The organism is Streptomyces marispadix (assembly GCF_022524345.1).
In the GTDB taxonomy this organism is placed as follows: domain Bacteria; phylum Actinomycetota; class Actinomycetes; order Streptomycetales; family Streptomycetaceae; genus Streptomyces; species Streptomyces marispadix.
Window position 1 is genome coordinate 119,663 of the sequence record NZ_JAKWJU010000002.1, and the last position, 13,638, is coordinate 133,300.

Consider the following 13,638-nt stretch of genomic DNA (forward strand, 5'->3'; position numbering starts at 1 on the left):
AGACGGGTCATTGAAGATGTCTTGGTTCGAATCGTTCATTCTCGGGCTCGTCCAGGGACTGACCGAGTTCCTTCCGATCTCCTCCAGCGCACATCTACGGCTGACCGCGGCCTTCGCCGGATGGCAGGACCCCGGGGCGGCGTTCACCGCCGTCACCCAGATCGGCACCGAGGCGGCGGTGATCATCTTCTTCCGCAAGGACATCGGCCGCATCGTCTCCGCCTGGTTCCGTTCCCTCGCCGACCGCAGCATGCGGCGCGACCACGACGCTCAGCTCGGCTGGCTGGTGATCGTCGGCTCCATCCCGATCGGCGTCCTCGGGCTGCTGTTCAAGGACCAGATCGAGGGCCCGTTCCGCGACCTGCGGCTGATCGCCACGACACTGATCGTTCTCGGCCTCATCCTCGGCGTCGCCGACAGGCTCGCCGCGCGGGACGCGCACCGCGGCGGTCACGCGCGCCCCCGCAAGACCATCGAGCAACTGACCGTCAAGGACGGACTGCTCTACGGCTGCGCCCAGGCGCTGGCTCTGGTTCCGGGCGTATCGCGGTCGGGCGCCACCATCAGCGGCGGCCTGTTCATGGGCTACACCCGCGAGGCCGCCGCCCGCTACTCGTTCCTGCTGGCGATCCCCGCCGTGATGGCCTCCGGAATCCTGGAGCTGGCGGAGATCGGCGAGGGACATGTCTCCTGGGGGCCGACGATCTTCGCCACGCTGCTCGCCTTCGTGGTGGCGTACGCGGTGATCGCATGGTTCATGCGGTACATCTCCACCCGCAGCTTCATGCCGTTCGTGATCTACCGGGTGCTGCTGGGGATCGCGCTCTTCGTGCTGGTCGCGACGGGCGTCCTCAGCCCGAACGAGGGCGCCGACCCGGCCGGACCCGTCTCCTCCGGCTGATCGCGGCGGGTCCGCGGCGGGCCCGTACGTAAGACCTGCGGCGCACGCGGGACGGAGGGTGTACTCCTGGGGCCGTACGGCAGGACTCACCCGGCGGACGAGGACAGCGCGCCCGCGCACGAGGCATCGTTGACGGTATGAACCGGATGTGGACATTCCGCCTGGGTCGTCCGTGAACGCCCTTCTGGCAGCGGTGCTGCTGTCACTGGTGTCGGCGGTCTGCTACGCCACCGCGGCCATCGTCCAGGAGCGCCTCGCCGCGACCACACCGCCCAGCAGGTACGGGCTGCTGCGCTCGCCCCGCTGGTGGGGAGCCGTAGCGCTCAACAGCCTCGGCGCCGTGCTCCATGTGGGAGCCCTCGGGCTGGGGCCCCTCACCGTCGTACAGCCGCTGGGCGTGCTGACCCTCGTACTGGCGGCGCCGCTGGCGGCTCTGCTGGTCAAGCGGCCGGTCAGCGCGGCGGCCTGGCACGGGATCGTCCTCGTCTCCGGCGGACTCGCGGTCCTTCTCGTACTCACGGGGTCGACGCCTGCCCGCGGGCTCGCCGGGACGGAGCAGCTCACGCTGGCGGTCGCCGTCGCCGGTGTGCTGGCCACGTTGCTGCTCACCGCCACGACCGTGGGCCGGCGGGCGCGGATGCTGCGTTCCGTGGCGCTCGCGGCGACGGCGGGCGTCGCCTATGGGACGGCATCGGTGTTCATCAAGACGGTCGCCGACAACTGGACTCCCTCGCTGCCGGGTCTGCTGACCGCGCTGCCGCTGCTGGCGCTGATCGGTCTGCTGGCCGCGGGCGGGCTGGCGGCCTCGCAGTCCTCCTACCGCGGCGGCGGGCTGGCCGCGCCGCTGGCGACGATGACGGTGGTCAATCCGGCGTTCGCCGCGGCCGTCGGCATCGTGCTGCTCGGCGAGGGCTTCCGCTTCGGGGCGCTGGGCGCGGCGGGTGCGGCGGTCGCCGCGCTCGTCACCGCCTGGGGCCTCGTGGTGCTGTCGGCGGACAGTGCGGGGCACCCGCTGCGGCGGCGTCCGGCTCCCCGGCGGGTTCCGGTGGAAGGTCCGGGGCCGGTCGTCGTCCGCGCTCCGGGACGGCTGTCCGGGGCGATGCACCAGGTGGTCGTACGCAGGCCGCACCCCCTCAGGGAGCGCTCGCGGACGCCCGCCTCGCGGCACTGAACACCCGTGTTGTGCCCGGCACTTCGGCCCGCACTCGATTTCCCCGTTGAACACCGGGTGCTCAACTCCGGCCCGGCGCTTGGGAGTCGGGCTTCCGCCCGGGGCGCGGACCCGGTTCGGGCCCGCGATCAGGTCCCGCGCAGGCCCCGCGATCAACGCGGCGGGCACAGAATCTTTACATCGTGTTCATATAGCCAACGGGCGGCGACAGGCAGCACGAAGCCGGCGCCGAATGTCGCTTTTCAGCGGAAGATGCGGCTTCATTCTCCGGCACGCAATTCGTCTTCGCATGAGGGAAACAAAAGCGCATTTCCACAAGGGCGGTTACGCGACGTATTCACAACTTCCTTGCGGAATTCAAGCCGCGCGGCAGCTTTACATGGTGAGGGTGACCCACGGGTATGGAGCGATCGATTCAGGCCAATGTCATGTCCCCGGCAGGCTGATTCAAGTCGCCCCGGACGCTTGCCAATTCAGCATGAAAGGGACAGAACGGCAAGCCGTCCGTATGCGCTTCCGTAGCTGACGGTCCGCCAGTCAACGCGCGTCGCCCGTACCGGAAAACCAGCCCTGAGCTGGGACTTGACGCCGAGCCGAGCCACCCGCCGCAGGGCCGGTCCACGCCGCCGCACCCGCTGCCGCCCGCCTGCCGGGCCCCGCCGGGGCGGATTTCCGCGCCACCTGTCCTCAGCTCGTCCCTGCGGTCAGGACAAGCCCCTCCCTCGCCAGTCGGCGTACAAGCGCGCTGAAGAGCGGCATCATGCGTCTGGGGAGCGGGGGGAGACCGACAGCCCGACCATGAGTTGGTGGACCATGCAAATCCGAACTCTGCTCAGTGAACCCCGGACGAGGGCGACACAGTTCACAGATGGATTACTGAATCTTTCCGGGTCGCTCGCGTTCTCGGCTGGCTACACTCACGCCCCATGCGATCCATGAACCACAGCCGTCGGAGGCGTGCAGACGAGAATCACCCGATATTCATTGCCAGTTCAGGTCGGCGTAGACGCCTGGTCCGGACGGCGGCGGTGACGGTCGGGTGCGCCTGCACCGGGTACATGGCGCTCTTCGTAGCTGTGTTCGGTGGTGTGCACGACCCTGCCGGGGATCAGCCCCCGCGTATGGATCAGCCCCTGCCGAGCAGCTCCTCACAGGACGACTCCGATGTACCTGCGGGCGCTCACTTCCCGGCCCGCACAGCCTCCCCCCACAATTCGTCCTCCCCCCACGACCCCTCGGCCCCGACCAGGCCGGGACGTAAGACCACACCCCCCACCCCCTACGGCGACCCCGCCGGAAGCAACACCAAGACCACCCCCACCCCCGCCACTTCGGCCCGTCCCGGCGGCGCGACCAGGTGAGCCGGCACGCGCTGCGCCGAGACCCACGGGGGCACTGGCTGCTGCTGGTGCTCTTCCTGCCCGTGGTCACCGCCGCCCTCCTCTTCGAGGGCTGGACGAACCACGAGGTCGACGCCGCACGCTACAAGGCCCCCTGCACCACCCCGATCCCGCGCGCCGCGGACAACGGGGACCCCGTACTGCGTCTCGACGGCAACAAGGTCGAGACGGCGTCCATGCCTGCCCGCACGGCGGCGCTGACCTTCAACGGCGGACCGGACCCGGTGTGGACGCCGCGCATCCTCGACCTGCTGCGCGACCGCCACGCCAAGGCCACCTTCTTCGTCTACGGATCGCAGGCCACCCGGCACCCCGAACTGATACGGCGCATCCACGCCGAGGGTCACGAGATCGGCTCGTACACCTACACCGGCGGCGACCTCGGCGTCGCCTCGCCGATCCGCTCGCAGCTCGAACTCTCCCTCACCCAGACCGCGCTCGCGGGCACCGCCGGTGTCAACACCGGCCTGCTGCGGCTGCCCCACACCAAGGCCGCGGACACGATGTGCGGCAAGGAGTGGACCGCGGCTCAGCGCAGCGCCGAGCAGGGCTATCTCCTCGTGGCGACCGACCACAAGTCACGCAAGCCCTCGCAGGGAGTGATCCGCCAGTTCAGCCACACCGACCTCGGTTATCACGAGGCTGAGCAATTGCTCCGCAACCGGAACGTCAAGAAGTTCACCACCGTCACAGGTGGGCTGGGACAGCAGTCCTCCATGACGACGGTGACCGCGGCCGAACGGCTGCGGGGTGAGGGGCTGATATGGGCGCGGACCCTGGGCCGCTTCTTCACCGAGGGCATGGCCTGGGCGCTCGGCATCGCCGGCGGCCTCGGCGTGCTGCGGCTGCTGATGCTCGTGCTGTTCGCCAGGGTCCATATGCGGCGCCTCCAGCGGTTCCGGCCGGGCTCGCCATGGCTGCGCGAGGTCAACGAGCCGGTGACGGTGCTGGTCCCCGCGCACAACGAGGAGGCGGGGATCGAGGCGACGGTGCGTTCGCTGCTGGCCTCGACACATCCGTACCTCCAGGTCATCGTCATCGACGACGGCTCGACGGACCGCACGGCGCAGATCGCCGAGGGCGTCAGGGACCCCCGTGTGACGGTCGTCCGGCAGCCCAACACGGGCAAGCCCGGTGCGCTCAACACCGGCCTGGGATACGCGCGTCACGACATCGTGGTGATGGTCGACGCGGACACCGTCTTCGAGCCCGACGCGCTCTTCCGGCTGATCCAGCCGCTGGCCCACCCGGCGATCGGCGCGGTCAGCGGCAACACCAAGGTCGGCAACAGGACCAAGCTGCTGGGCCGTTGGCAGCATCTGGAGTACGTGTTCGGCTTCAACCTCGACCGGCGGATGTTCGAGGTGCTGGAGTGCATGCCCACGGTGCCCGGCGCGATCGGCGCGTTCCGCAGGGACGCGCTGATGGGCATCGGCGGCGTCAGCGACGACACCCTGGCCGAGGACACGGACCTGACGATGGCGCTGTGGCGCGCGGGCTGGCGGGTCGTCTACGAGGAGTCGGCGATCGCGTGGACCGAAGTGCCGGGCAGCCTGGGCCAGTTGTGGCGGCAGCGCTACCGCTGGTGCTACGGCACGCTCCAGTCGATGTGGAAGCACCGCCGTGCCGTGCTGGAGGTCGGCCCGGCCGGGCGCTTCGGCCGCAGGGGCCTGAGCTATCTGGCGCTGTTCCAGATCGCGCTGCCGCTGTTCGCGCCCGTGGTGGACGTCTTCTTCCTCTACGGCGTCTTCTTCCGCGACCCCGCGCAGGCGGTGGGCGTCTGGCTGGGCTTCATGGCCGTCCAGATGGTCACGGCCGCCTACGCGCTGAAACTGGACCACGAGCGGATGCGCGAACTGTGGGCGCTGCCCTTGCAGCTCTTCGTCTACCGCCAGCTTCTCTACCTGGTCATCATCCAGTCGGTGGTGACCGCCATGCTCGGCAACCGGCTCAAGTGGCAGCGCATGCGCCGCTCTGGCACGGCCGACGAGTACCTGCTCAGCGAACCGGTGCAGCGCAGGAGCCTGTTGCCGAAGTGAACCACCGAACCTGACCGAGTCGACGTGATCGAGGGAGAGTCGGACCATGAAGGACCCACTTGACCAGTGGGCCGAGGGCGAGACGCCAGGGGCGTCTCAGGGGGATTCTCCGGGCTACACCGCCGAGTTGGCCGGCGAGTGGAGGCAGTACGGGCCCCGGGGCTCCAGCGTCCACGGCTGGTCCGGTACGGGGCAGGGCTGGGCCGTCTCGGACCCTGTGAACGTGCGGGGCCCCTCGCGGCGCGGCGACGGGCAGCCCCTGCGGCCGTCCTGGGAGACCAAGGAGACGATCAGGGGCGAGGTGGCCCGCTCGACGACGGAGCCGCTGCCCGGCGGTCCCGCCGCTCCGGCCCGCGCTCCGATGCCCGCGCCGGGGCAGCGGCAGACACCGCAGCCAGGCGGCCCGGGAGAGTACGCGGGTCCCGGCGGCCCGGGTGGGCCGGGAGGCCCCCAGGGTCCCGGAGGCGGAGGACACGGCGGCGGTCCGGCCGGTCCCGGTGGCGGCCCCGGCGGCATTCCGCCGTCCAGGGAGAACAACTCCCGCTTCGGTCCCACTCCCCCGCGTGCGCCGCGCCGCCCCAAGCGCCGCAGGCCGCTGCGGCGTGCGGCCGTGGTGCTGCTCGCCACGATCCTCGTCGGTTCGGGCGGCACCTTTGCCTGGGCGGAGACGAAGCTCCAACGCGACGTGAATCTGGACAAGTTCAGCGGGCGTCCTGCCCCGGGGAAGGGCACCAACTACCTCATCGTCGGCTCCGACAGCCGCGAAGGACTCTCCGAGGCGGACAGGAAGCAGCTCCACACCGGTGTGTTCGGGGGCCGCCGTACGGACTCGATGATCCTGATGCACAAGGGCGCGCACGGCACCACCATGATGAGCCTCCCGCGCGACTCATGGGTGACCATCCCCGGCTACAAGCGCCCGTCGACCGGCAAGCAGTCCAAGGCCGCGGGGAACAAGCTCAACGCCGCGTTCTCGCTGGGCGGTCCGGAGCTGCTGATAGCCACCATCGAGCACAACACGGGGCTGCGCATCGACCACTACGCCGAGATCGGGTTCGCGGGCTTCGTCAACATCGTCGACGCCGTCGGCGGCGTGCCGATGTGCCTGAAGAAGGACATCAAGGACGAGGACTCCGGCGCGGATCTGCGCAAAGGCTGCCAGAACCTCAACGGCGCGCAGGCCCTCGGCTTCGTACGGCAGCGCCACCAGGAGGCGCAGGGCGACCTCGGCCGTACGCAGAATCAGCAGAAGTTCCTCTCCGCCCTTGCCAAGAAGGCGACTTCGCCGGGCACGATGCTCGACCCGTCACAGCTCTACCCGGCTCTCAGCGCGGGCCTGGACACGCTCGTCGTCGACCATGACATGAGCATGAGCGCACTGGCCACCATGTTCCGCTCCGTACAGGGCGTCTCCAAGGGAGGGGGCAAGCAGGTCAACGTGCCTACGGCGGGCGGCATTTCGACGCCCAAGGGCAGTGCCCTGCGCTGGAACAAGACGCAGTCGAAGAAGCTGTTCTCCCAGCTCAAGCACGACCGGCCGGTGACCGTCGGCGGCAGCAAGTGACCTGGGCCGGCGGCCAGTCGAGGGCCGGGTAGCGCGACCGATCCGGTACCGGCGGCGGGCCGGCCCGGCTCAACCGACCGCAGTCGGCGGCCCGTTGCGCCCGCCCCGGTGCCTCGCCGTACCTCCCGCGGCGGCCGGCCGTATGCCGGACCGCCGGGAGTGACCAGGCCGGTCAGCGGATACGGTGCTGACATGGGGAGCGGGGCACGGCACGAGCACAGTGCACAGAACGAACAGGCAGGCCACGGCTACGGACTGCTGGTGGCGGCCACTCCACCCGGCAAGCATCCGGCCGTCGCCGCGACCGACGCCCTTCCCGGGCTCGCCGCGACCGCGCCGCCGGTGCTGCTGGGCACCGGCACCGGCAGCGTCGTGCAACTCCCGGACCCCGCCGACCAGAACACCGTGCTCTCTCATCTTCGTACGGCCGCGGCGCACGACGGTCCGCTGCTCGTCTATGTCGCCGGGCAGCTCATGCTCGACTCGCGGGAACAGCTTCCCCATCTGGCGCTGACACGCTCCACACCGAAGTCCGTGCGCTACACCGGGCTGCCGTGGCACTGGCTGGCCGCCGAGCTGGGCCGCAGACCCGCCGGTCCCACCGCGGTCTTCGCCGATCTGGTCGCGGACGAGGCGATGTGGCGGCAGCGCACGCAGCGCCCACTCGGCGGCCCCGGGCTCCTGCTGTACGGGGTGCTGTCGGCGCCGCCTGCGAGACGGGGCACGCGGGCACCGGAGTACAGCCGTGCGCTCGCCGGTGTGCTGCGTGCGAGCCGGGTGCGTCCGCCGCTGGAGGAGCTTCACCAACTCGCCTTGCACAGCGCCGGGTTCGGGCCGGGCGGCTACGGCGCGGAGGAGCGGATGCTGCTGGGCGGTGCGCCTGCTCCCTCCGGGGGCGGCGCCGTCCCCGGGAACACGGCGGTCAGCACGGCGATCGGCACAGCGGGGAATCAGACGGGTCCCCTCGGGCCGATGCACGCAGGCACGGACATGCCGGGGGTGCCGGGGATGCCGCCCGTGCCCCCGCCCGCATACGCGTCGCCCGTGCCGGGGACCGGCTTCACGGCCCGTACGGACGCCAGTCCGGCACCGCCGAGTCATGCGCCGGGGAACGCGGACGGCGGCCCTGCGGCCGCAGAGGCCCGAGGAACAGCGGGGCCCGGAGAGACCGGAGAGACCGCTTCGGGGGAGGGCGTCGGGTTCCCGGAGGCGCCGTCCGCGGCCCCGCCCGCGAACCCCGCGCCGCAGTCCCCTCCGCCTTCCCCGCCCGCCGCGTCCGCCACGTCGGCGCCCGACTCCCCTGCCGCGCCCGCCGGTTCGCCGCCTCCCTACGGTCCGGCGAGTACGCACGGGGCAGAGGACGCCGCGCTCCCCGGAGACGTACCGCCCCATGTCCATGACGCCATCTACCAGGCGGCAGGCGAGGGACGGCACGGCGAGGCCGCCACCATGGCCGCCCAGTGGGAGACCGCCGCCCTGCGCGCCTGGGGTCCGCACTCGCGGCAGGCCGTCCACTGGGTGGAGGTACGTGCCGACCTCGCCCATCGCGCAGGGGAACCCGCCCGCGCCTGCACGCTGTGGCTCCAGGCCGCGTCCGTACGGCTTCAGAGCGGTCAGACCCCGGACGAGGCCGATGTCTTCGGCGCCGTGGACCGCGCCCACCACTGCTGGCATCAGGTCACCGACCCCGCACAGGCGCACCCGCTCGGAGTGCGCCTGGCGGAGCTGCGGGAGCGCGCGCCCGGCCGCCGCCCCGGGGCGGTACGCGACGTACAGGAACGGCTCGCCTTACTGGCCCCCGGCGAGGGCCGTGGAGAGTGCCCGCCCGCCGGATGACGGCCCGGCGGGCCCCTCCCGGACCCCAACGCGGCCCCGGCGCCCATCAGTTGGGGACGCCGGCGGGGATACGTTCCGCCGTGACGCGTTCGCAGCCGTACGTCAGTGGGAGTGCCGTGGTACGCCGCTGCCGCTGCGGCCGGTGAGGAAGTCCAGGTCGGCACCGCGGTCGGCCTGCATCACATGCTCGGTGTACAGCTTCGCCCAGCCGCGGCGTGCCTCCCCGGAGCCGCCTGCCGTCCCAGGGGCTCCGGCGGCTCCCGGGCCCTGGCTTTCCCCGTCGCCTCCCGCGGCCTTCAACTCCTCGGCACGGGCGGCCAGTTCTGCCTCGTCGACGCACAGGTCGAGCCGCCTTCCCGGCACGTCCAGCTCGACGGTGTCCCCGCTGCGTACGAGAGCCAGCGGGCCGCCGACGGCCGCCTCGGGGGCGACGTGGAGTACGCAGGTGCCGTAGCCGGTGCCGCTCATCCGCGCGTCGCTGATGCGCACGACGTCCTCGATGCCCTCCTCCAGCAGCACCTTGGGTACGGGCACGTTGCCCACCTCGGGGAAGCCCGGGTAGCCCTTGGGTCCGGCGTTGCGCACGACGATGACGGTGGACGGGTCGACCGGCAGTTCCGGGTCGTCGGCGGCGGCCGTGTAGTCCTCGACGCGGTCGAAGACGAGGGCGCGGCCTCGGTGGACGAGCAGTTCCGGGTCGGCGGCGGAGACCTTCAGCACCGCCCCGTCCGGGCAGAGGCTGCCGTAGAGCACCGCGGTGCCGGCACCCGCGGGCATGAACGGTTCGGCCAGGGTGCCGATGACCTCGCGGTTGTAGCACTCGGCACCGGCGATCTCCTCGCCGATGGTCCGCCCGGTGACGGTGATCTCCTCCCGGTGGACGAGGTCGCCCAGTTCGCGCATGACGACCGGGAGTCCGCCCGCGTAGTAGAAGTCCTCCATCAGGAAGCGGCCGGAGGGCATCATGTCGGCCAGCACGGGCACTTCGGCGGTCAGCGCGTCGAACTCGCCCAGCTCCAGGGGCACTTCGACTCGCCCTGCGAGAGCCAGCAGATGAACGACGGCGTTGGTGGAGCCGCCGAGCGCGGCGTTCACGCGGATCGCGTTCTCGAACGCCTCACGAGTGAGCACCTTCGACGGCCGCAGGTCCTCCTCCACGAGCCGTACGGCCTGACGTCCGGACGCCTGCGCCAGGGCGTACCGCCTGGAGTCCGCCGCGGGGATGGCCGCGCCGCCGGACATCTGCATGCCGAGGGCCTCTGCCATGCACGCCATGGTCGATGCGGTGCCCATCGTCATGCAGTGGCCGCGGCTGCGTGACATGCATCCCTCGGCCTCGCGCAGATCGTCCTCCGTGAGCTTTCCGGCGCGCATCTCCTCGCTGAGCTTCCACACCGCCGTGCCCGAACCGATGTCCCCGCCACGGAACTTGCCGTTGAGCATCGGGCCGCCGGTGACCATGATCGAGGGGATGTCGACGCTCGCGGCGCCCATCAGCATCGCCGGTGTCGTCTTGTCGCAGCCGGACAGCAGCACGACTCCGTCGAGGGGGTTGGCCCGCAGGGTCTCCTCGACCTCCATGGCCATCAGATTGCGGTAGAGCATCGTGGTGGGCCGCATCAGCGTCTCGCCCAGCGACATCGTGGGGAACTCCAGCGGCAGTCCGCCCGCCTCCCATACGCCGCGCTTCACGGCGTCGGCCACGTCACGCAAGTGGGCGTTGCACGGGGTGAGTTCGGAGAAGCTGTTGCCGATTCCGATGACGGGCCGGCCGTCGAAGACCTCCGGCCCGAAGCCCTGGTTGCGCATCCAGGACCGGTGGATGAAGCCGTTGCGGCCTTCCGCCGCGAACCAGGCCGAACTGCGCCGCGCGGCCTTGTCGTTGCTGCTCATGCTCACTCCCTGGTGCTGGCGTGCGTCCGTACTCGCTGACGGCCCCCGGGCCGGCAACGATCTTGGGTCGCGTCCGTTGTGCGGGTCAACGGTCGTGCGGGCGGCGTCCTTCGGGTCGGTGCTCGTGCGGGTCGGCGCCCTCCCCGCGTCAATGCCCGTGCGCGCCGGGCTCGTCCGGGCCGCCGAGCGGCGGTGGCGCGTCCTGCTCGCGGGTCCCCCACCGTGACGGCTCGGCGCCGAGCCGCAGTTCGAGGGAGCCCGCGTGCCGGATGTCGTCCGTGGTGATCCAGCTCCGGGGGGTCTGCGAACCGCCGACGGCCGCCGAGCGTATGTAGCGGTCTCCTCGGCCGTGCCCCTGGCCGTCCGCCTGCCCGCCGCGCGGCGCCCGTACGCTGAAGTGCCCGCGCGGATACCACTCGCGGTCCAGCTTCAGCTCGACCCGTTCGAACTCGGGGGTGTTCAGGGCCCAGGTGTCGGTGCCGGGGGCCACGGGATACAGGCCCATGGACGACAGCACCATCCAGGACGACATGGTGCCCAGGTCGTCGTTGCCGGTGACGCCGTCGGGGGCGTCCGTGAAGCGGCACAGCGCGGCGTCGACGACGTCCGCCGTCTTCCACGGCGATCCGGTGGCCAGATACATATACGGGGCGGTCAGATCGGGCTCGTTCTGCGGGTTGTACTTGTCCGAGCCGTAGTAGTCGTAGGGGCCGTCGACCCACTCGTCGTGCACGGTGCCGCGTGGGTCCTCCTTCAGCCGGTCGTAGGCGAAGAAGGAGTCCAGGCGCTTCTCCGCCGCCTTGCGTCCGCCCATGCGGGACATCAGCCCGCGCGGGTCCTGCGGCACCATCCACATGTACTGCGCGGCCGTCCCCTCGTGGAATCCCTTGCTGCGGGCGGGGTCGGCCGGTCCGGCGAAGGTGCCGTCCGCCTCGCGGGCGCGGAAGAAGCCGGTGCCGGGGTCGAGGATGTTGCGGTAGTTGCGCGAGCGGTCGCGGTAGCGCCGGGCGTCGGCGGTATGGCCGAGGTCGCGGGCCATACCCGCCAGGGCACCGTCGGCGGCGGCGTATTCGAGGGTGGCGGAACCACTGTGCCTGAAGTCCGGAGTGCCCGGTTTGATCCGTTCATGGTCTGGTTCGTAGGGGATGTAGCCCTTCTCCAGGTACTCCTTGTTGGCCGTACGCCCCAGATAGGGCGATTCGGCGGGCGGCACACCGTCGGCGTTCTTCTTCAGCGCCCGGTAGGCGCGCTCCTCGTGTCCCTTCAGCAGGCCCTGCTGATACGCGTTGGCGAGGAAGGGCGTGACCGCGTCGCCGGCCATGATGTTCGTCTCCCTCGTGGCGTAGCCCCAGCGGGGCAGCCAGCCGCCCTGCTCGTCGACGTCCAGCAGGGACAGCGCCATGTCACGGGACTCACGCGGTGCCACGAGCGCGAGAAGCTGCGCCTGGGCGCGATACGTGTCCCACAATGACCAGTTCTGGTAGTAGGCGTGATCCTTCGACCGATGTATTCGCTGATCCCAGCCCCGGTAGCGGCGGTCCACGTCCTCGCCGGTGTTGGGGTGCAGCAGCGCCCGGTAGAGCGAGGAGTAGAACACGCGCATGCGCTCCTCGCTCCCGCCGCCGACTCGCACGCTGCCGAGCCGCTGCTGCCAGGCGCGCCGTGCCGCCCGGCGGGTCTCGTCGAAGGAACGGCCGTCCACCGCTTCGAGGTTCCGCTCCGCACCGGCCTGGTCGACGTACGACAGCGACGTCACGGCCTCTACGTCGCGGTCGCCGTCGCGGGTGTCGAAGCGGGCGTAGGCGCCGCGCCGGCCGCCGCCGGCGGAGGAGTCGCCGCCCTCGGTGACCTTGTCGCCGTCCCATGTGCCGTGGGAGGCGAAGGGCCGGTCGAAGCGGGTCACGGTCCACACGCTGTACGGCTCTGTGCCCTGGCAGAAGCCGCTGCCCGTGACCTTGGAGGCGATGGTCCGCTCGTCCAGCACGCGCACCGAGCTGTCGCTCACCTTGTGCAGCGCCTGGCCGGAGTTCAGCAGCACGTTGGCCTTGCCGGTCTCGGGGAAGGTGTAGCGCTGGTGCCCGGTGTGCCGCCCGGCGGTGAGTTCGGCCTTCGTGCCGCCGTAGTCGTCGAGCGAGACCTCGTACGAGCCGGGCGACGCGCTCTCCCTGTCGTGGCTGAACCGGGAGGCGTAGTCGCCGTTGTCGGTGCTGGTGACGTCCCCGGTGGTCGGCATGGCGGGCAGGTCGCCGCCGAGTCCGCATCCCACGCCGGACAGGTGTACGGAGGAGAAGCCGCGGATGCGGTCGTCGTCCCAGTCGTAACCGGTGGTGCTCCCGGTGGTGTCGGGCGAGAGCTGCACCTTCCCGAACGGGACGGCGGCGCCGGGGAAAGTGTTGCCTTCGTTCCGTGTCCCCGTGAAAGGGTCGACGAACGCGGCCGGGTCCTTCACCGGGCCCGCGTGGAACTCCCCTCCCCCGCACGGGGCTGCGGGCGGCGACGCTCCTACGAGCCCCGCCGTGAGCGTGGCGACGGCCAGACCCATGAGGGTCCGGATCCGTTTCGCTCGCAGCACTTGGGCCTCCGGACGGGACATCGTTGTCGAACGGCCCAGCGTTGGGCACGGCCTCGGCCGCTGTCTATGCCCCAGGTCACAACGATTTCGCACGGGTCCGACCGTCAGGGCCTCGGTCCGTACGGGCTTGGCTCCGTACGGGCCTGCCCGGTGCATGCGCGTCATGCCGCCGGGGAAAGTCCTGGCACAGCCGGTGGGCCGGTGGGCCGGTGGGCCGGTGGGCCGGTGGGCCGGTGGGCCGGTGGGCCGGTGGGCCGGTGGG

Annotated in this window: 7 protein-coding genes; 5 read left to right on the plus strand and 2 right to left on the minus strand. The window is 71.1% G+C overall.

Annotated elements, in window-relative coordinates; translation table 11 throughout:
• Window positions 1–16 precede the first annotated feature (16 nt).
• The 5 genes from MMA15_RS00620 (at window position 17) to MMA15_RS00640 (ending at window position 8,911) form a co-directional block, all read left to right on the plus strand.
• On the plus strand, window positions 17–901 hold the full coding sequence (locus MMA15_RS00620) for an undecaprenyl-diphosphate phosphatase (RefSeq protein WP_241056979.1): 885 nt from the start codon (window positions 17–19) through the stop codon (window positions 899–901).
• A gap of 148 nt (window positions 902–1,049) precedes the next feature.
• Entirely contained in the window at window positions 1,050–2,072 is a 1,023-nt protein-coding gene (locus tag MMA15_RS00625) for a DMT family transporter (RefSeq protein ID WP_241056980.1), read from the plus strand.
• A gap of 1,357 nt (window positions 2,073–3,429) precedes the next feature.
• On the plus strand, window positions 3,430–5,511 hold the full coding sequence (locus MMA15_RS00630) for a bifunctional polysaccharide deacetylase/glycosyltransferase family 2 protein (protein ID WP_241056981.1): 2,082 nt from the start codon (window positions 3,430–3,432) through the stop codon (window positions 5,509–5,511).
• Between the two features lie 46 nt (window positions 5,512–5,557).
• A complete protein-coding gene (locus MMA15_RS00635; RefSeq protein ID WP_277399980.1) occupies window positions 5,558–7,075 on the plus strand; it encodes an LCP family protein in 1,518 nt (505 codons plus the stop codon).
• 192 nt (window positions 7,076–7,267) lie between these two features.
• On the plus strand, window positions 7,268–8,911 hold the full coding sequence (locus MMA15_RS00640) for a hypothetical protein (protein WP_241056982.1): 1,644 nt from the start codon (window positions 7,268–7,270) through the stop codon (window positions 8,909–8,911).
• 102 nt (window positions 8,912–9,013) lie between these two features.
• Here MMA15_RS00640 and MMA15_RS00645 read toward each other — a convergent pair whose 3' ends face one another.
• Both MMA15_RS00645 and MMA15_RS00650 read right to left on the minus strand, forming a co-directional pair.
• Window positions 9,014–10,804, minus strand: coding sequence for an IlvD/Edd family dehydratase (locus MMA15_RS00645; protein WP_241056983.1), 1,791 nt, complete (start codon window positions 10,802–10,804; stop codon window positions 9,014–9,016).
• A gap of 148 nt (window positions 10,805–10,952) precedes the next feature.
• Window positions 10,953–13,346, minus strand: coding sequence for a GH92 family glycosyl hydrolase (locus MMA15_RS00650; RefSeq protein WP_241056984.1), 2,394 nt, complete (start codon window positions 13,344–13,346; stop codon window positions 10,953–10,955).
• Window positions 13,347–13,638: the final 292 nt, after the last annotated feature.

What these genes read in the sequence shown, in the direction of transcription:
- MMA15_RS00635 (WP_277399980.1), top strand. Translation starts at nt 5,558, where the DNA reads ATGAAGGACCCACTTGACCAGTGGGCCGAGGGCGAGACGCCAGGGGCG.
- MMA15_RS00620 (WP_241056979.1), top strand. Translation starts at nt 17, where the DNA reads ATGTCTTGGTTCGAATCGTTCATTCTCGGGCTCGTCCAGGGACTGACC.
- MMA15_RS00650 (WP_241056984.1), bottom strand. Translation starts at nt 13,346, where the DNA reads ATGGGTCTGGCCGTCGCCACGCTCACGGCGGGGCTCGTAGGAGCGTCG.
- MMA15_RS00645 (WP_241056983.1), bottom strand. Translation starts at nt 10,804, where the DNA reads ATGAGCAGCAACGACAAGGCCGCGCGGCGCAGTTCGGCCTGGTTCGCG.
- MMA15_RS00640 (WP_241056982.1), top strand. Translation starts at nt 7,268, where the DNA reads ATGGGGAGCGGGGCACGGCACGAGCACAGTGCACAGAACGAACAGGCA.